General features: G+C 28.5%; 15 protein-coding genes, 1 tRNA gene and 1 pseudogene. 9 read left to right on the top strand and 8 right to left on the bottom strand.

Annotated features, from left to right (window positions below):
* Positions 1-15 precede the first annotated feature (15 nt).
* From PWA39_RS01080 to ruvB, 5 genes are all read left to right on the top strand, one after another.
* Positions 16-657 carry an RDD family protein gene (locus PWA39_RS01080; RefSeq protein WP_081311160.1) on the top strand — a complete coding sequence of 214 codons (642 nt, stop codon included), beginning with the start codon at positions 16-18 and terminating at the stop codon, positions 655-657.
* Between the two features lie 2 nt (positions 658-659).
* Positions 660-2918 carry an ATP-dependent helicase gene (locus PWA39_RS01075; RefSeq protein ID WP_069099634.1) on the top strand — a complete coding sequence of 753 codons (2259 nt, stop codon included), beginning with the start codon at positions 660-662 and terminating at the stop codon, positions 2916-2918.
* Between the two features lie 2 nt (positions 2919-2920).
* Entirely contained in the window at positions 2921-4348 is a 1428-nt protein-coding gene (locus tag PWA39_RS01070; protein WP_069099633.1) for a hypothetical protein, read from the top strand.
* 103 nt (positions 4349-4451) lie between these two features.
* On the top strand, positions 4452-5117 hold the full coding sequence (ruvA, locus tag PWA39_RS01065) for a Holliday junction branch migration protein RuvA (protein ID WP_069099632.1): 666 nt from the start codon (positions 4452-4454) through the stop codon (positions 5115-5117).
* Complete coding sequence (gene ruvB, locus PWA39_RS01060; protein WP_069099631.1) at positions 5095-6066, top strand: Holliday junction branch migration DNA helicase RuvB; 972 nt, start codon at positions 5095-5097, stop codon at positions 6064-6066. The genes ruvA and ruvB overlap by 23 nt, the downstream gene beginning before the upstream one ends.
* 637 nt (positions 6067-6703) lie before the next feature.
* Here ruvB and PWA39_RS01055 read toward each other — a convergent pair.
* Together PWA39_RS01055 and PWA39_RS01050 are read right to left on the bottom strand one after the other, a co-directional pair.
* A complete protein-coding gene (locus tag PWA39_RS01055; RefSeq protein WP_069099630.1) occupies positions 6704-8584 on the bottom strand; it encodes a DUF2779 domain-containing protein in 1881 nt (626 codons plus the stop codon).
* A 22-nt stretch (positions 8585-8606) separates the two neighbouring features.
* The gene (locus tag PWA39_RS01050; RefSeq protein ID WP_240534049.1) at positions 8607-9764 is read right to left on the bottom strand and encodes a hypothetical protein; all 1158 of its coding nucleotides are present in this window, start codon (positions 9762-9764) and stop codon (positions 8607-8609) included.
* A gap of 205 nt (positions 9765-9969) precedes the next feature.
* On the opposite strand from PWA39_RS01050, the gene uvrB reads away from it, so the two are divergent.
* Together uvrB and PWA39_RS01040 are read left to right on the top strand one after the other, a co-directional pair.
* Positions 9970-11964, top strand: coding sequence for an excinuclease ABC subunit UvrB (gene uvrB / locus PWA39_RS01045; protein ID WP_069099629.1), 1995 nt, complete (start codon positions 9970-9972; stop codon positions 11962-11964).
* A gap of 15 nt (positions 11965-11979) precedes the next feature.
* Positions 11980-12840 (top strand): L-threonylcarbamoyladenylate synthase, encoded by an 861-nt coding sequence (locus PWA39_RS01040; protein WP_081311159.1) that lies wholly within the window; start codon positions 11980-11982, stop codon positions 12838-12840.
* 117 nt (positions 12841-12957) lie between these two features.
* Here PWA39_RS01040 and PWA39_RS01035 read toward each other — a convergent pair whose 3' ends face one another.
* From PWA39_RS01035 to PWA39_RS01010, 6 genes are all read right to left on the bottom strand, one after another.
* Entirely contained in the window at positions 12958-13953 is a 996-nt protein-coding gene (locus PWA39_RS01035; protein ID WP_274827472.1) for an IS30 family transposase, read from the bottom strand.
* Positions 13954-14065: 112 nt separating this feature from the next.
* A tRNA-Ile gene (locus tag PWA39_RS01030) sits at positions 14066-14142 on the bottom strand.
* Positions 14143-14202: 60 nt separating this feature from the next.
* Positions 14203-14598: a 30S ribosomal protein S9 gene (gene rpsI, locus PWA39_RS01025; protein WP_010321069.1), complete on the bottom strand. Its 396-nt coding sequence runs from the start codon at positions 14596-14598 to the stop codon at positions 14203-14205.
* Position 14599: 1 nt separating this feature from the next.
* The gene (gene rplM / locus PWA39_RS01020; protein ID WP_069099661.1) at positions 14600-15037 is read right to left on the bottom strand and encodes a 50S ribosomal protein L13; all 438 of its coding nucleotides are present in this window, start codon (positions 15035-15037) and stop codon (positions 14600-14602) included.
* A 117-nt stretch (positions 15038-15154) separates the two neighbouring features.
* Positions 15155-15940 (bottom strand): 16S rRNA (adenine(1518)-N(6)/adenine(1519)-N(6))-dimethyltransferase RsmA, encoded by a 786-nt coding sequence (rsmA, locus tag PWA39_RS01015; RefSeq protein WP_069099660.1) that lies wholly within the window; start codon positions 15938-15940, stop codon positions 15155-15157.
* Positions 15934-17169, bottom strand: a complete 1236-nt coding sequence (locus PWA39_RS01010; protein ID WP_069099659.1) for a TatD family hydrolase — start codon at positions 17167-17169, stop codon at positions 15934-15936. The genes rsmA and PWA39_RS01010 overlap by 7 nt, the downstream gene beginning before the upstream one ends.
* A gap of 84 nt (positions 17170-17253) precedes the next feature.
* Between PWA39_RS01010 and PWA39_RS01005 the strand changes: the two genes are divergently transcribed.
* Both PWA39_RS01005 and rsmG read left to right on the top strand, forming a co-directional pair.
* Positions 17254-18246 (top strand): ribose-phosphate pyrophosphokinase, encoded by a 993-nt coding sequence (locus PWA39_RS01005; protein WP_069099658.1) that lies wholly within the window; start codon positions 17254-17256, stop codon positions 18244-18246.
* 18 nt (positions 18247-18264) lie between these two features.
* Positions 18265-18872, top strand: a pseudogene (gene rsmG, locus PWA39_RS01000) (16S rRNA (guanine(527)-N(7))-methyltransferase RsmG).
* Positions 18873-18893: the final 21 nt, after the last annotated feature.

Below are 18893 nucleotides of genomic sequence, written 5' to 3'. Positions count from 1 at the left end.
AAGGATAAAATTAAATTGAAAATTGATTTTGTAAAAGCAGGTTTTTGAAGACGTTCCTTTGCAGGATTAATTGATTTTGTATTTCTTTTTCTTACTTTTTTAGTATTTTTCTACCTATTTTTGGTATTAACTGAGTGATCAAAAATAAAATTTTATCTTTGAATTCTGACTGTTTTTTTACTTGTAATTTTTTACCGCATTTTTTTAGTTATTTTTTTAAAGCAAACAATTGGACTGTTTTTAACAAAAACTAAACTTGTTTTTTTTGATGAAAACCCTAATTTTTCCAAAAAATTCTGAATTTTACTAAAAAGGGAAGCATTTTTAAGTCTTAATTGAATATTTTCACTTTTGTTTTCCTCAATTATTTTAGATCTTAGTTTTGGAATTGATCTTAACTTTTTTCAAACTTTTAAAAGTTCAAGTCAAAATTTAACTTTTTTCCAACAAATTAGCTTAAGTTTTCCCGCTTTATTTTCAAAAGTTAACTTTTTCTTCTTAATTGTAAATAACCTCTCAATTTTAGGTTCAAAAAAATTAACAATTATTGATTCTTTTTCTAAAACAACTATTTGCTTGAAAAAAACGCTTATAAAAGCGGATTATTTAAGTTCAATTCATGCAAATTTTAGTTCAATTCATTGGGAGGTTAATTAATCATGTCATCACAAAATATTCTTTCACAACTAAATGACAAACAAAAAATCGCTGTTATTAGTAATAGTTCGCATCTCAGAATCGTTGCAGGCGCCGGAACCGGAAAAACAACTGTCTTAACAAAAAAAATTGCCTATATTATTAATGAATCCTTGGCATATCCCAATCGGATTTTAGCGCTAACTTTTACAAATAAAGCTGCCGAAGAAATGCGAACTCGTGTCGAAAAGTTGGTTCATGAAAAGGCAAAAGACATTCAAATTTTAACTTTTCACTCGCTTTGCAACTTAATTTTGCGAACTGAAGCAAAAAATATCGTTGAAATTGACGAAATTCAAATAGATGATTACCGTTTTAATATAATTGATGAGCAAGATCAGCGTAAAATTATTGAAAAACTTTTAGGTGCAAATCTTAAAACTACTGAAGATAAAGACGATAAAAAAATTAGTGCATTTCAAGCGATTGAATTTATTTCAAGAGCCAAAAATCTAGAGCAATCCCCAGCTCAAGCGCTCAAGCTCGCAAATACTGAGGCTGAATTAATTAAGGCCAATGTTTATAAAAATTATATCGAAAAAACAAGGGAAAATAACATAATTGACTTTGACGACTTACTGCTTTATACTAAGATAGCATTTGAAAAAAGTCCACAAATTGCAAAGCGTTGACAGAAAAAATTTGACTTTGTGCTAGTTGATGAATTTCAAGACACCTCGTTAATTCAGTATTCTATTTTAAAATATTTTATCAAAGATAATACAAAATTATTTGTTGTTGGCGATCCTGATCAGACTATTTATTCTTGAAGAGGTGCCGATCCATCGCTTATTCTTAATTTAGAAAATGACTATCCTGATTTACAAACGGTAATTCTTGACAAAAATTACCGTTCAACACAAAATATTCTTGATGCGGCCAACCATTTAATTGCAAATAATAAAAACCGAATAAAAAAGAATTTAGTAGCTCATTCAACCGAAAAAATTGATATTCATTTTGAAGATCTTGGCAATGAAAGAGGCGCTGAAGTTGATTGAATTTATGAGACTATCCAAAATTTAATCACAAAAAACAAAGTAAATTATCGCGATATTGCAATTTTAGCACGTTCAAATTTTTATTTTGCACAAATAATTAACAAATTTGATGCCTACAATATCCCTTATATAAAACACGGAAATTCTCCTCTTGCTGCAAAAAAAGAAGTTCGTGAAGCTATTTATTTTTTAAAAGTCATTGAAAATTCCGATCCTTATGCTTTTGAGCAAATTATTAATGTGCCTGCAAAAAAAATTGGCGCCATAACAATTAACAAACTGAATGATTTAGCAGCTAAATTTGAACTTAATTTGTACGATTTTTTATTTAAATACTATTCAGGAAAAATCAATTTATTAGATACTCACGGTAAAATTCCGCTAACTATTGAAAATCAAGCCAAAATTAAAAATCTTTTCGAACGAATAACCGCTGCAAGACGTTTCAAGATCGAAATTGAAGAAAAAAATCCGACAGTTTTTAAACTTTTTTCACAAGTTCTTGACTCTTTTTTGAAAAAAATTAACTATTTTAGTTCGATAAAAGATCCTAAACAAGAAGAAGACACAAAAGAACTTTTAGGAAAATATTATGAATCACTTGATAATTGACAAATCCAAAATCCTAACAAAAAATTAGCTGACTACCTTGATTATGCAGTTATTTCTCACTTTGAACAAACTGAAAGCCCAAATCGAATTAACTTATTAACTGTTCATTCTTCAAAAGGACTTGAATTTGAGTATGTTTTTTTAGTTGGGATGAATCAAGGGGTTTTCCCTTCGCAAAAAGTTCTTGACCAAAATCTTGAGAGCGAATACGAAGAAGAAAGAAGGCTAGCATTTGTCGCAGTAACCCGTGCAAAAAAAGTTTTATATATAACAAACGGATTTCGTGGTAGTTTTCATAATGATTTTGGTCGCCGTTGAAAATCTAATCAAAATTCAATTTCACCGTTTATTAAAGAGATGAAAATTAAGGCTGAACAGTTTTATCAATTTCGTAAACTTGATGCAACTGGAAAGCTTAATTACCAAAAAACTGATTCAGAAAATGTTGAATTTGCCCCTGGAAATCACATATCTCATCTAAAATTTGGTAAAGGAATCATTTTGGAAGTGCGCGCTGACTCAATTTTGGTTAAATTTTTCGATATTCCTGGTGATAAAGGGATAAAAACACTTGTTAAAACTCATAAGTCCATTGAAAAAATTTCGTAAAAATGTCTGCACAAGTTCAAACTTATTTAATAGTTGCGCTAATTTTGCTAATTAGTATTTTTTTTGTTTGCTTTTTGATAATAGTTTTACTTTTTGCCAATAATAAAAAAACAAAAATTCTCCCTTTAATTCCTTTTACTTATGATGCCGATTTAAAAAGAATCCGTGTGAGCGATGTTTTTTCACTTCCTAGTTTGAAATATATTGTTGAAAACAACAATTTACTAACAGGACTTTGGGTGAGTCAATCTGATTTTATTTCTCTCCTTGAAGAGCCATACCAAAAATTATTTCTTTCACGGATTGACCATTGAAGGAAAGGATCAATCACTGTCAAATTTCAAAAAAGATTTCTTTTTAACAATAATTTTCAAGTTTTTTTTCAGGATAGCTCAAAAAACGGATTTGTTCTGATCCAAATCCAAAAATCAATTTTTGACATAGCTAAATACAAAAAAACCTTTAAAAATCGACTAGTTGACAAACTAATTCTTGATTTTGCCAGTCCAAGTTTTCTGGTAAGTTTTAGCTTTCCTTTTGAAATAAGTGCCGATTTTGCCAAAAATTTTTATATTTCGTATAACAAAATTCTTCCGTTTTTTGTTAAAATTTCTAATTTTTCCATTTTTCACTTTGAAAATATTTTGATTATGCAAATATGTGCAAAATCGCCTAAAATGTTGGAAAAAATTAGAAATTCATACAAAAATTTTGCAAAAGCCCATAATTTAGGTAACTTTTTGTCTTGAGTCATTATAAATTTAGACAGTCAAATAAATTATGACTGAAAAATAGAAATAAAAAAATTTTTTAACCTAATAACAGCAAAAAAAGCCTCATTTCTTGAGGTAAATTCAAGTAGCGGCCAGTTTAAGTCAATTATTGACAATAAAAGTCAAGCTCAGCAAATATTTAATATCGAAAAGCATTTTCTTGCCCATATTTATCAATTTGATAATAAAAACCCTGTTTATAGCGTCTTTGACTTAGACTTTCATAGCAACCAAAAAATCGATGAAATATTAAAATTTTTAACCCAAAACCCGTCATATGATCATTCACAAAATATTTACAAAATTAACTATATAATCGCACAAAAACTGCGTAATTTTCCAATTGATTTTGGAAAATTAACATTTTTAATTGAAACAGAAATTAATATACCTGAGACAAATATTAGTCATATTCCTAATATTTGTTATCAAAAAATAGTTGATTCTAAGCTTTTTTATTATCTAGCAATTAATAAACCACCTTTTTTATTTATTAAGAATCTTAATGACTTTACCGATTTTAGCGATGGAAATGACATAGTTGTTTCATCACTTGGCGAATATGCTCGTCGCGAAAAAGTAAAAGTTGTTTTTAAAAAGCAAGATATAACAAAATTTAACTTTGGGAATAAGAATTTTCCTCTCTATTACTGATAAAAATAATAAAATTTGCTTCTTTTTCTTAATTTTTTCCTTTTTTTGGCCAAAAACGGTTAAAAAATTAATTTAGGTTGCAACAAATTACTATAAGGGAGCAAAAATGCAAATTTATCAATATGGAAAAATTGTCTCAAAAAATAAAAATTATTTAATTATTGAAAATCAAGGAAGCGGATATTTACTATATGTTCCGCGGATTGACCGTTTTAATATCGATGAAAATAGAAAAATTTATCTTTACGAATATGAAAATGATTATTCAAAAATAACTTACGGATTTGCAAGCTTCCGTGAAAGAATTTTATTTGAAGATTTAATTTCAATTCAAGGGGTTGGTCCAAAAACGGCTATTTCTGTTCTTAATGGCGGTGTGCAAAACACAATTAATTTAATAGCTGCAAATGATTGAAAAGCTCTTTCAAAAATTCCTTATCTTTCCGAAAAAAATGCTAAACAAATTGTTTTTGAATTTCACGGAAAATATAAAAAATTCCTTGAGAATGACAGAAAACAAAATCAGGAAAATATTCTTGAAACTGATTCTAAAGAAGTTGATAGAACTGATGATTTGAATGATGAAATTCTCCAAAATAATTCAGTCGAAGAAAAAACATCATCCGAACTTGAAGAAACGCTAAAAATGCTTGGCTTTAAACCTAACCAAATTAATTATGCACTGACAAAAGTTGAGCCTAATGAAAATTTCGAAAACTTAATAGAACAGGCTATCAAGATTATTTCAAATGCCAGAGAATTTAGAAGTTAGGCCAACAAATTTTGATAATTTTATTGGCCAACAAAAATTGGTTGAAACACTGAAAATTTTAATTTCATCTTCGCAAAAACGCAAACAGGCTTTAGACCATATTTTATTTTACGGACCTCCTGGAACGGGCAAAACCACCTTAGCAAATATAGTAGCAAACGTTCTTGAATCCAAAATTAAGTATGTACAAGGACCACTGCTCGAAAAAAAGGCCGATGTTCTTGCTGTTTTAGCAAATATTTCTCAGGACACAATTCTTTTTATTGACGAAATTCACGGAATTAATAAAAATATTGAAGAGCTTTTATATTCAGCGATGGAGGAGTTTGTTATTGATTTACAAATTGGGGTTGACGGCGAGCAAAAAATTATGCGAATGAAATTGCCACATTTTACACTAATTGCTGCCTCAACAAAACTAGCGCAAATTTCAACACCTTTGCAAAATCGATTTGGCTATATTGCTAAAATTGTCAACTATACAACTGAGGAAATGGTTCAAATTATTTCAAATTCGGCAGCGATTTTGAAACTGGAAGTCAACAAGGAAATTATTAAATACATTGCCAGTTTTTCAAATAACACTCCACGGATCGCTAATAATTTATTAAAAAGAATTCGTGATTTTGCGCTTGTTTTAAATAAAAAGAAAATTGACCGTGAAATTGTCAACAAAACTTTTGACAGCATTGGTATTTATAACCAAGGTCTTTCTCAAATAAACATCGAATATTTAAATACCTTATTCAAAATTTTTAAAGGAAAATCTGTCGCACTCGACGTTCTTGCTAATGTTTTAAAGGAACATCGTCAAACAATTATTAATATAATCGAACCGCCACTGATTGAAAAAGAATTAATTGAAAAAACCCCTAGAGGTCGCCGAATAACTTCAAAAGGTAAGCAATATTTAACTGATTTAACTACTAAAGATGAAAAAAACACCTAAAAAGCGCAACCTTTTTAGGTGTTTTTGTTTCAATATGTGCTAATTTATCCCTATTTTCCAGAGTTTCCTAGTTTAATGGTAAAAATTCACTTTTTATTGAATACAAATATGCAAAAATACCCGTAAATCCGGGTTTTTTGGCGTTAAAATTTTAATTTTTATTATTTTAAAATTAACCTTCGTAAAAAAAAAAAAAAATGCTTGGTTTAAAATAAAATTATGTTATAATGAGTCACACTAAGAATGAATTGATAAATTTTAATATTGAATTAAGGAGGAATTATTGATGTTTTTTGTCTAATGTGCTCTGATAGTGCGAATTATCCATTATATTTTTAAATATGATGGGATGCCTTAAATTTAACCGTTTAGAAATCTATAAATTTATGGCTTTTGATTATTGTTCTTTCAAAACTTCATATGTTTTTTTAGGCTCAATGTAAGTAAAAACGAGTTTTCTATTTGCATTGAGTTTAAATAGTAGTTGTTTTTTTAATGATTTTGCTTTTTAAGTTAGAATTTTAGTTTTTTTAGTTTGCTTTATTTGATAAATAACTAGATTTTTCTTTCATGAGGCTTAGGTTTAAAATTCTGTGTTTTTGCTTTGATAGTTATTTTTCTGGGAAACTGGGGACACCTAAAAAAGCACAACCTTTTTAGGTGTTTTTGTTTCAATATGTGTTAATTTATCCCTGTTTTCATAAACAAATTTCAAGAAATCTCAAACCATTATCATTGCTATAACATCATTTTGGCAATAGATTTGTAAATTTTTTCTAACTTCTATTCACTCAATGTCTCCAATGTAATTGAAATAACGATCAACGGCTTTAATCATTGCCTCAAGACCATTTTTTACGGCTAATTTTTTATAAGGTGTTATTAAGTGATCCAAATTGTAATTATATTTATTAATAAAATTTTCAATTTTTTTAATTGAATAAAAACCTTTAAGATCAGAAATTACAATTCAATATTTTGAAAATGGATCTTTTAAATCAATAGTTTTGGCAATTATTTCATCAACTTTTTTTCGATATGTTTGAATTTTTTCAATCGCCTCATGATATGAATTATTTTCTTGGTAATGCATAAAAATTATGTTAACCATTTCTTTAAGTCTTGTAAGTTCGTATGATTTGTTAAAAACAACGTAAAAATCAGCACTTTCGAGATAAATTTCATCAATTATTTTGCAAAAATTATCTCAACTATAAGTTTTAGGGTCAAAAACAACATTAGTTTTGTTAAAATCCTGAGGCAAAATTTTTCCATTATCAGTAACAACAATTGAAACTTGAGTAACAATTTGTTGAAAAGGTTGGGCATAATCTATAGCTGGAAAAGGCAAGGAAAGTGCTTCAAAATCATATCAAACAATTTTTTTGCCGTTCATTTTATTAATGAAGCTTTCTAAATTTTCAATTTCATTAATAATTATTGAATTACTTCTTTTGAAAAAATTATATCAATATGAATTTGTTTCAAAAGAAATGAGCCTAGATTCATCATTAACAAGTGATAAAATTTTTCTAGAATTTAAAAGTGTTCCACTAATACCAGTCAGTTGAGGATAAAACTGTTCAACAAGGAAAGCAAAGTTAGCACTTTTTTCAAAGGCGCTGTTATCAATTTCGCTAGGTTTAGTAAATTTTGTTACATTTTTAGCATCAATTATCTCATCAATAGCAATATTGACAGGGATCATGTGAACAACTTTTTTATCTTTAACCTTAGAAATTTTTTCAATTTGATTTCTGAATAAGTTGTTTATTATTTTATTGTTTTCCAAAAATGTATTATCCCAAAACTCATCTAAACTAAGGCCATTTTGCTTTGCAATTTTTTTTGCAAGGAAAATATTTCCACTTTCAAAATCAGCTTTGGATACAGTTTTTGCTGATTTATACCTTGAAATTCAGAATGTTTCATGAAATTCAATTTTATTTTTTATTGGATGTTCAACAGTGTTAATTAAAAAATAAGATACTTCATCAATCGGGTTCAAATCACCGGTAATTTCTCGAAGCATATAATTTGATATTCAAAAATCTCAATTTGCTCTTAAATAATCTTTGACTTTAGTTGAGGTAGAAAGTTTTAAAATACTTAATTTTTTGTTAAAAACAAAAAAAACTGACGGATTAGCCGATGCATTTTTATATTCAAAGGCAGGATTAAAAATTATATCACATTTTTGATTTTTGTAAAAATCAATGGTTTGTTCAATTTTTTCATCAATTGAAATTTTAGAAACAAGGCAAACTTTTTTGTCAGCAAACTTTTCTTTTATAGAAAAGTAAAATGTTTTGTTAAAACTTTTAAAAATATTTTCATGTAATTCGGGAAATTTTATTTCATTTTCATGAAAAGAGTCAAAATCTCAAAGTTCTTGACCAAAATCATCATTATCATCTATCTCAATTTCATCCGAATTTTGTGCATCTGGATTGTTTCAAATAAAATATTTTTGTTGAGTATGCAATTTAAAGTAACGAGAAAAATTAATTCTTTCCATTTAAATACAAAACCCTTGATAATTAAGTATCTATTTGAAATTTTTGGTCTAAAATTGCCGGGTTAATTTTCAAAATATTTGGTGAATCAACAAGATTTTGATCAAAAATATGACTGTCAGTAAAAAGTTTGTTATAACCGCCAACAATTTTGTAAAAATTATTTTGTGATCTTCAAGGCAATTTTACTCTAAAAATAAAAGTATTATCTTCATTTTCGACAGGTCTGACATAATTTGCTAAATATTCAATATCTTTATTGTTAATTTGATCAAATCCGGTTTGAACCCCAGTATTTTCACGCTTAAAAACAAGATTATAATTATTTACAGTGTTAGCATTAACTATTCCGCGGCTAAATTTAACCTTAAAATCAACATCAATATTCTGAAGATCACTATGAATTTGCCCCGGGAATTTACTATTAGAAACCTCGACACCAACGATATCGCCATCGGTTCTAAAAGTTAATGGGAATAAATTCTCATCAAAACTTAGCATGTTACCTTTTTGATCATAAAGACCGGAAATTATGTAAGTTGTGTCTCGCTCAAGATTTTTTAGGCTTACATGTAAAGACTGATCAGATCTTAAGTTATGTGTAAAAGTTTGTGTTTCAGGATTAGATCGAAGTGCGTTGGCTTTTCTATATTGAACATCGATTGGCTGTGAGTTCAAAGTTGTATCAGAAATTGAAACCTTAAAATCATATTGGCTTGAAGGGTCAGTTGCATCTAGTTTTTGGAATGAACCAGGAATTATTGTTGGATTTGGATTAGTTTGAAAAACATTTCCGCGAACAAATAATTGCTCCTCTTCTTGACCGTTAATGCGAGTAATTCTAACAACATATTTAGTTTTTGCGTCTAAATTGTTAATTTTTAGCAAAATTTTGGGCTTATTGTCATGAAGTGCGCGAAAAGCTGAAAATTTAACCTGCTCATAGTTTTCGGTGTTTTCTTTTCTCAATTCAACTTTGAATATTTTAGCTATATTGTCTTGTGGAGTTAGTGCAATATTATTTAGCAAAAGTTCGACAGATTTTGACTGTATATTCTGAATTGAAATTTCAGGAATTTCGCTATCTGTGCATGCAACAAAAATAACAGGCACGGTTGCAAATAAACCTGTCTGAAGTGTCAAAAATTTTATTTTTCTTTTAAAATTTTTTATTTTTTTCATTTTCCTCATTCCTAAATAAAAAAATTATACCACAAACTGCTAAAATTATTGCTTTTAATAGTATTTAAAATTTAATTTTTTTCCTTTTTTGTCTAAAAGCCAAAAAAAATCAATCAGACAAAGCACCACAAAAATAAATATAATCGAATAAAGGAAATTTGTGCTAAAATTTCTCTTATTCTCCAAAAAAACGGTCTGATTTCAAATGATAAGTGAAAAAAAATTTAATAAATTCAACCTTAAGTCAAATTATAAACCTAGTGGTGACCAACCCAAAGCAATAAAAAGCATAATTCAAAACATTGAAACTGGTAAAGAATCGCAAATTTTGATGGGTGTAACTGGTTCTGGAAAAACTTTTACAATGGCAAATGTAATTGCCCACTTTAACAAACCAGTGTTAGTTTTGTCGCACAATAAAACGCTCGCGGCTCAATTATATACAGAATTTAAGGAATTTTTTCCTGAAAACAGGGTTGAATTTTATGTATCATACTTTGATTTTTATCGCCCTGAATCATACCTTCCTTCAAAAGATGTTTATATTGAAAAAACAAGTAAAACAAATGCTGATCTTGAAGCAATGAGAATGTCAGCCCTCAATTCCTTGATTGAACGAAATGATACTATTGTTGTTGCTTCAGTTTCGGCAATTTATGGAACTCTAAACCCGAATGAATATCACGATAATTTTTTGCTTTTAAATGTTGGTCAGGAAATAAAACCAAAAGAATTAGCCTTAAAATTAACACGAATTAAGTATCTTAATAACCCAGTTGAGCAAAAACCGGGACTTTTTTCAACAAAAGGTGATGTAATTGAAATTTTTCCAGCATGAGATGAGACTTTTAATATCAGGGTTGAATTTTTTGGCAATACTATCGAAAAAATCAGCACAATTCAGCCAGTTTCAAAAAAACTAATAAAAACCTATTCGGTCTATACAATTTATCCTGCCACTGCATATAGTGTTAAAAAATCTATAATTGACAAAGCAATTGAATCTATTAAAATTGAGCTTGAAGAGCGCTTACTTTTTTTTGAGCAAAATAATAAACTTGTCGAAAAACAAAGGCTAAAAGACCGTGTTAATAATGATATTGACTCTTTAAGTGAATTTGGAATTTGCTCTGGAATTGAAAATTATGCCCGTCATATTGACGGCCGCCAGCAAGATGAACAGCCATTTTCCTTGCTTGACTATTTGCCCCAAGATGCCCTAATTTTTATTGACGAGTCTCACGAGATGGTCAAGCAAATTGATGGAATGTACAAAGGTGACCGAAGTCGCAAGCAAACTCTTGTTGACTATGGTTACCGTCTTCCTTCCGCGCTTGATAATCGTCCTTTAAAATTATATGAATTTGAACAATTTAGGCAGCCTAAAATTTTTGTTTCAGCCACACCAGCTCAATATGAACTTGAAAAAACTGACGGCGAAGTTGTTAGTCAAATTATAAGGCCAACTGGATTGCTTGATCCTGAAATTATAATTGAAAATACTGATAATCAAATGGCAAAAATTTCTAAGTATTTAGATTTGCAAAAAGAAAAAAAGGAACGTACTTTAATTTTAACAACAACAAAACGAAACGCTGAAGAAATTAGCAAATATTTGCAAGAAAAAAAAATGCACAATGTCTATTATTTGCACTCAGAAATGACAACTTTTGAACGTGATGAAATTATTATTAAATTACGTAAAGGAATTTTTGATGCAATTGTTGGTATAAATCTGCTTCGTGAAGGTGTTGATATTCCGGAAGTTTCATTGATTCTTGTATTAGATGCAGGTCTTGCTTCTTTTTTAAGGTCAAAAACATCATTAATTCAAATAATTGGTCGCGCTGCTCGAAATCAATCAGGAAAAGTAGTCCTTTTTACTGACGGAATTACAAAAATAATTCAAGAAGTTATTGATGACAATCTGGCTAAACGAAAAATTCAAATCCAACACAATGAGGAAAACAAAATAATTCCAAAAACGATAAAAAAACCAATTCCTGAAAGCATAAATCCAAATGCTCTAAAATTAAGCAAAGTTCTCCACGAGAAAAAAATGAATAAAAAAGAGATAGAAAAACAGATACAAATTTTAGAAAAAGAAATGAGAAACGCCTCTAATGCTAACCGTTTTGAAGAAGCTATTCAAATTCGGGACTTAATTGCCGAAATTAAACAAAAAGCAGATCAATTCTAAAAATAAAGTGTTAAAATGAAATTGGAATTATTTTATAATAAATCGCACTCATTGCTATGTTTTTATGATAATCAAAAACAAATACTAACAAAAGTAAAAACATCTATTTTTACAACATTTTTTTCAGATTTGGAGTCTAAAACCATTAGATTCAATTTTTGCTTTAATTTAAAAATTCCATATTTTAATAATTTTTTATTTTGACTTGCAAGTCAAAATTTAATTTCAGAAAAACATTTATTTAACGGACTTAATTTGTCTAAAAATAAAATATTTGTTCTAAAATTGTTGAATAATTTCCACATTTTGTTTTGAAAATATAAGATGAACAGTCTTGTCATTTTTATTGAAGATGACCATGAATTTAGCGATTTATTTGCGCAAAACTATGCCGTTTTTAAGGAGCAAATCCATAAAAATTCTAAACTATTTATTTGTTCTACAGATACTGTTGTTGGAATTGGTTCATTTTATCATGATTTGGATCTTGAGGCAATTTATAAAATAAAAAACCGTGATGTTAGCAAAAAAATCGTAACTTTAGTGGGGAAAATATCACAAATACAGCCATTAATTAGTTCAAGCAGTTACAAAATTCTTAAACAAAAAAGCAAAAAATACTGGCCTGGCTCAGTTACTTTTATAATTGAAAAAAAATCATTTAGAATTCCTGGGCTCAAAAAGTCTCAAGAATTATTTATAAAAAACGGACCTGCTTTTGTTACTAGTGCCAATATTTCTGGCCAAAAACCTCTTAATTTTCAAGAAGCACGCCAATTATTTTGACAGATCACAAAATTTTACGATTTTGGCCGTGGTTCAGGTCGCCCCTCAAAAATTTATGATATTGATCTAAAAACTTGAGTCCGAATTTAAAATTTACTTTTTAAAAATAAATTAAAAAAACCTTTCGAAAAAAAGGTCCCAAATTAAAAACATAAATGCAACACATAGATATTTTTGAAATCGCCGTTTGGCGATTTTTTTTAAATCTTAAATAACTAAGTTATCATTAAAGACCTCTAAAGCGGATTTTCAATTAAAAATTTCCCTAGGCATTGAGTTAATTTTACTTATAGTATTTTGTAAATCATCATCACTGATTAGGTTGAAATCAAAACCTTTTGGATAAAATCTTCTAATTAATCCGTTGGCATGCTCATTGGAACCTCTTTGAAATGAAGCATATGGTTCTGCTTTATAAATTATTACTTTTAATCAATATGCCAATATCGCAATTTCCTCAAATTCAATCCCATTGTCACAAGTGATAGTTTTGATATGTAAATTATTTTCATTTGCAAGATCTTTGATGGCTTTATTGATGGTTCTGGGATTTTTGTTTCGCACTTTTTTAGCAAATAATTTTCTAGTTTTTCTTTCTACTAAAGTTAAGATATTATCATGTCCGCTAGCCTTTTTGCCAACTACTAAATCTAGCTCTCAATGTCCAAAATCTTGCCTAGAATCTATGGATTTATCACGTGCTCATATGGGTTTTACATAACCTTCTGGAACTAATCTTTGCACGGCATTTCTGGTTCTTTTTCCGCCTTTTTTGTAATATTTTCTGAGTCTGTCACTCCTAACTAATACCCATTTATTAGTTTTAATTCAGTTAAAAACAGTCTTTAAAGATGGTCTTTCAATGTTCGGGAAATTTTCTGCTATATAAAAATATGTCGCTTTAACTCCGTGGACTTTTTTGTCATATTTTAGTGCAAAAATTTTGCTAAATTCCTCATATTTTCCTAACACAACAAATCTAAAATAATACCTATGATAATATCTTTTCCACCTTTTTGTTATTGCCAAATTAGCTTCATAAACCCCATATTCATTTAGATTTCTTTTAATTTCTCTTGAGACAGTTGAGGGTGCAACATTAAGTTGCCTAGCAATAAATCTAATACTTTTGTTCTGCTGCAATAAAAACTCAATTTTTACTAAATCTTCAAAACTAAAATGTTTAAATTTTCTTTTTTCCATGATACTCCAAAAATAAAAAAATGCAAGTATAATATTATTATACCATACGTTGCATTTTTATCTTCGATTTAGGACCTTTCGAAAAAAAGGTTTTTTTAAAGTCAATTAGATATGGTGGGAACGAATGGGATCGAACCATCGACCTCACGATTATCAGTCGTGTGCTCTAACCGTCTGAGCTACGCTCCCGAAGGTGATATAATTACATTGCTATAATTATATCATATTTTTTTAAAAAGGAAGAAAAAATTACCGTTTTGAAAATTGACGCGCTCTTCTGGCTTTTCTCAATCCGAATTTTTTACGTTCTTTAGCTCTAGCATCGCGTGTCAACATCCCAGACATTTTAAGACTTGGACGATAATCAGCTGAAATTTCTAATAAAGCTTTTGCAATTCCTAATCTAATCGCACCGGCTTGCCCAGAAATTCCACCACCATGAGCATTAACGCGAATATCAAATTCAGAAATTGTATTTGTAATAGCAAGTGGTTGTAGAGCGTCTTTAATTAAAATATCAGATTTTAGGTACTCTTTTGCTATTCGGTTATTAATTTTAAAATGACCATTTCCACGTTTTAAAATAACACGGGCAACTGAAGATTTTCTTCTTCCTGTTCCATAATAAGTTAATTCTTGATTCATTTTAATATTTCACCTCTAATTTTTCAGGGTTTTGACCTTGGTGTGGGTGTTCAATTCCGGCATAAACATAAAGATTTTTTCTTTGTTTGTCCCCTAGTTTTGTGTGAGGTAGCATACCATAAACCGCTTTTTCAATTAAAGCAATTGGTTTTTTTGCTCGAAGTTCTCTAGCAGTTCTAACTTTTAAACCACCAGGATAACCAGAGTGTCTATAATATAGTTTTTGGTCTTCTTTTTTTGCTGTTAATAAAATTTTTTCAGCGTTAATTATAATTATTTTATCTCCCATATCAACGTTAGGAGTAAAAAGCGGAGAGTGTTTTCCGCGCAAACGGCTAGCGACAAACGCGGCTAAACGCCCTAAAATTTGTGACTCTGCATCAATAACAAACCATTTTTTTTCAACTTCATGCGGTTTTATAAATGTAGTTTGTCTCATTTCTACCTTTCTATAAATTTTTTAAAAAGATTTTATAAAAATAATGTAACGACTAAGGGAGGGAGATTTTTAAAATTATACACTATTTTTTGAAATTCAAAACTAAAAAAATAAAAATTATTTATTCTTAATATTGTCAAAGTAAAAATTTGAAATTCTAGCGTAAGTTTCAACATCTATTTCTTGCGGACGTATTTTTTGGTCAAAATTGAAAAAATTAAAAATTTTTTCAATTTGTTCTTGTGACAAAGAATTTTTTAGATTATTATATAATGTTTTTCGCTTGAACTGAAAGCACAATTTTGTAAATTTAAAAAATTGTGCAACTTTTTCAGGGTTTAAATTTTTCCTTATTGAAAAATAAACAATAGCAGAATTTACCTTTGGAATCGGAAAAAAAGAACTTGGTGGCACAATGAAAAGCTTTTTTACTTCAGCAACATATTGGCAGGCTAGCGATAATTTTGAGTAAGATGCTGATCCCGGTGTTGCAATAATTCTATCGGCAACCTCATTTTGCACCATTATTAAGATTTCATCAAATTTCTCAAAATTATCAAATATTTTAAACAGAATTTTCGATGTAATATAATAAGGAAGATTGCCAATAACTGTTTGTTTTTCAGAAAAATTTAGATCTGAAAGTAAAAAATCCTCATTAATTATTTTTATATTCTTGTTTTTAAATTTATTTTCAAGTAGTGGAATTAAATTTTTGTCAATTTCATAACAGGTCAAAAATTTAGCTTTTTGTATTAAATATTTAGTCAAAAAACCGGTTCCAGGTCCTATTTCAACAAGATTTTTATTTGCTAGATCAATACTGTCGACAATTTTTTGTGCAATTTTTTCATCTTTTAAAAAATTTTGACCTAGATGTTTTTTAGGCGATATTTTTAGCATTTTTTTACCTTAAAAATTTTTAGTGCATTTTCATAAACTATTTTAGAAAGCTCCCTTTTTGTTAAATTTTTTAAATTAGCTATTGTTTGATAGGTATTTTCAATTTGCGGAGATGTATTTGGCCAAACTTGACGATTAGGTTCAGGACTTAAATATGGTGTATCAGTTTCACATAAAATTCTTGAAATCGGAGTTTGAGATACTATTTTTCTTAGTTCGACGCTTTTTTTAAAGGTTATTACTCCTGAAAACGAAAAGTAACAATTTTTTCTGCTGACTATTTCTGTAAATTTTTCATAATTTGTTGAAAAATTATGAAAAATAAAGTTAATTTCAGGAAATTTGTCAATTATTAAAAGTACTTCATTAATCGCTTTAAATTCGTCAAGTTTGTCGCGAATATGCAACATTACAGCAATATTATTGCTTTTTGCAATTTCAATTTGGGCAAAAAGTGCATTTATTTGTTCCTGTTGGCCAGGGTTATCTTCATAATAAAAATCAAGGCCAACTTCGCCAATTGCCACTACATTTTTGTCAATGTATTTCGAAAGGTTATTATAATTATCTGTTGTTTTTATTAAATTTGGATGTATTCCAATAATTTTATATATTTTATCAGAATATAAACTAACTTGATTAATTTCTTCAAGATCCTCTCAAGAAGTTCCAACAACAAACAAAAGACCAATATTATCGTCAAATCATTTGCTAATTTCTTGTTTTGGATTTTGAAAATATTCCAAAAAAGGATGGCAGTGCACATCGGTAAAGTTATATTTTTCAATCTCCTTAATTTGGAATGTCAAAACTGAAGAATTTGTTCCCTGAAACGCCGCTCCAAAAAAACCTTTAAAAATGATACTTTTTTGGTCAAGTTTAAGATAAAAATCCCGTAATTTATAGTGTTTTTTAATAAAATCAAGGATAAATTCTCCAATAATATTAATTCAGTTAGAGTCCAAAAGTTCACTAAAAAAAACCAAACTTAAATAGAAAGTTTGTTCTTTTTTAGAAAGAATAAAATGTGCTAAACTAAAGTCTAAATTTTTGTCAAAATCAATAACGGTAAATTCATGATTATTTTCAAAATTTTGGAAATAATCTAAATTGGCAACATTAGTTTTACCATTTTTAATTTTTAAATTTACTTCTAAATTAAATTTTTTAACTGCATTTAGAAGCAAATTTAAATGCCGCGGTGAAAATTGTTCGATTTTTAAATACATTGTAACTTTTCAAAATATTATTAAAATTAATTATATTTTATTATATAATAATATTTTAAATATAAAAATAAACAAGGCGAAAAAATGAACATAGATACAAAGAAAAATGTAATTCTTTTTGGAATGAGAAATTCACTAGATTTAGCAACAAAAATTTCAACTCTAACCGGAATTCCTCTCTCAGGGATTGAACGAATAGTCTATGCTGATGGTGAGGTTTTGCTAAAATCTAATGAAACTGTTAGAAATTCAACCGTTTTTGTTATTGCAAATACATCAAGACCGGTTAATGAAAATATAATGGAACTTTTAATTTTCATTGACTCTTTAAAGCGAGCTTATGCCCAAGAAATTGTTGTGGTTCTTTCATATTATGGTTATGCTAGACAAGACCGAAAATCATCTGGAAGAGAACCAATTACTGCAAAATTAGTAGCTAATTTACTTGAAAAAGCGGGTGTAACTAAACTAATTTTAGTTGATATTCACAATCCAAGTATTCAAGGATTTCTTGACATTTCAGTTGATGAACTTCATGGTCAATATATTCTTGCAAACGAGCTTGTCGGCAAAAACAAGGATTATGTTGTTGTAACCCCGGATCATGGTGGCGCTGTTAGAGCTAGAATTTTAGCAGAAATTCTAGGAAAACAAACAAATTTTGCCGTTATTGACAAGCGAAGAACCGGCACAAATCAAACTGAAGTTCTAGGACTAATTGGAAACGTTGAAAATAAAGATTGCATCATAATTGACGACATTATTGATACAGGCGGAACTATAATAAATGCCGCAAATGTTGTTAAACAAAAAGGTGCAAAATCAGTAATTTTAGCAGCAACACACGGTGTTTTTAGCCACGGATTTGACAAATTTCAAGAAAATGAAAATATTGACAAAGTAATAATTACTGATTCAATCGATAATAGAGAACTTGTAGCAAAATATGATAAATTACTAGTTACATCTTTAGCTGAATTTTTGTCAAAAAGTATACTAGCATGCATCCATTCAACATCAATTACAAGTATTTATAAAGAAATTAAGGAAAAATTAATATCAGCAAACAAAAATTAAAATATTTTCAATGTTTTTATGTATAAAGAAAAAGTAAAGTCACTTGTTGATTTAGAAGTATTTGAAAAACTTGAGCAATACGTAAAATTAATCGAATTTTATAATCAAAAATTTAATTTAACCGGTTTTTCAGGAGATATTCTTTGAAAAGAAGGCATTCTTGAGTCCATTGTTTCAATGGATTTTATAAGAAATTTGTTGAAAAAAGAAAATATTTCAGAAAAACCAAGAATTTTAGATATTGGAGCTGGTGTAGGCTTTCCTTCAATTCCGTATTTAATTTTTGACCCAAAAATAGAGTTGACCATTTGTGAGTCTATGCAAAAAAGGTGCCAATTTTTAAAAAAAGTATCTGAAACTCTGGGAATTAAATTTAATTTAGTTTGTAAATCTGTCCAAGAAATTGAAAACGACAATTTTGATCTTGTGACAGCCCGAGCAGTTGCAAATCTAGAAAAACTCGATAAAATTGTTAATAAAATCAAGGCTAAAAATACAATATTTGCATTTATTAAAGCCCAAAAATTTTTGAAGAAGTCAAAAATTGCAAAAACTGTGACTATCAGGTTGTAGAATTTGCAAATAATCTTGATAAAAAAATTTTTATAGCATTTAAAAAAATATAAAAAATTTAATACATTTATAAT

It is taken from the genome of Mesomycoplasma ovipneumoniae ATCC 29419 (assembly GCF_028885435.1).
Taxonomy (GTDB): domain Bacteria; phylum Bacillota_I; class Bacilli_A; order Mycoplasmatales; family Metamycoplasmataceae; genus Mesomycoplasma; species Mesomycoplasma ovipneumoniae.
This window is presented reverse-complemented; position numbering and strand designations above follow the sequence as displayed.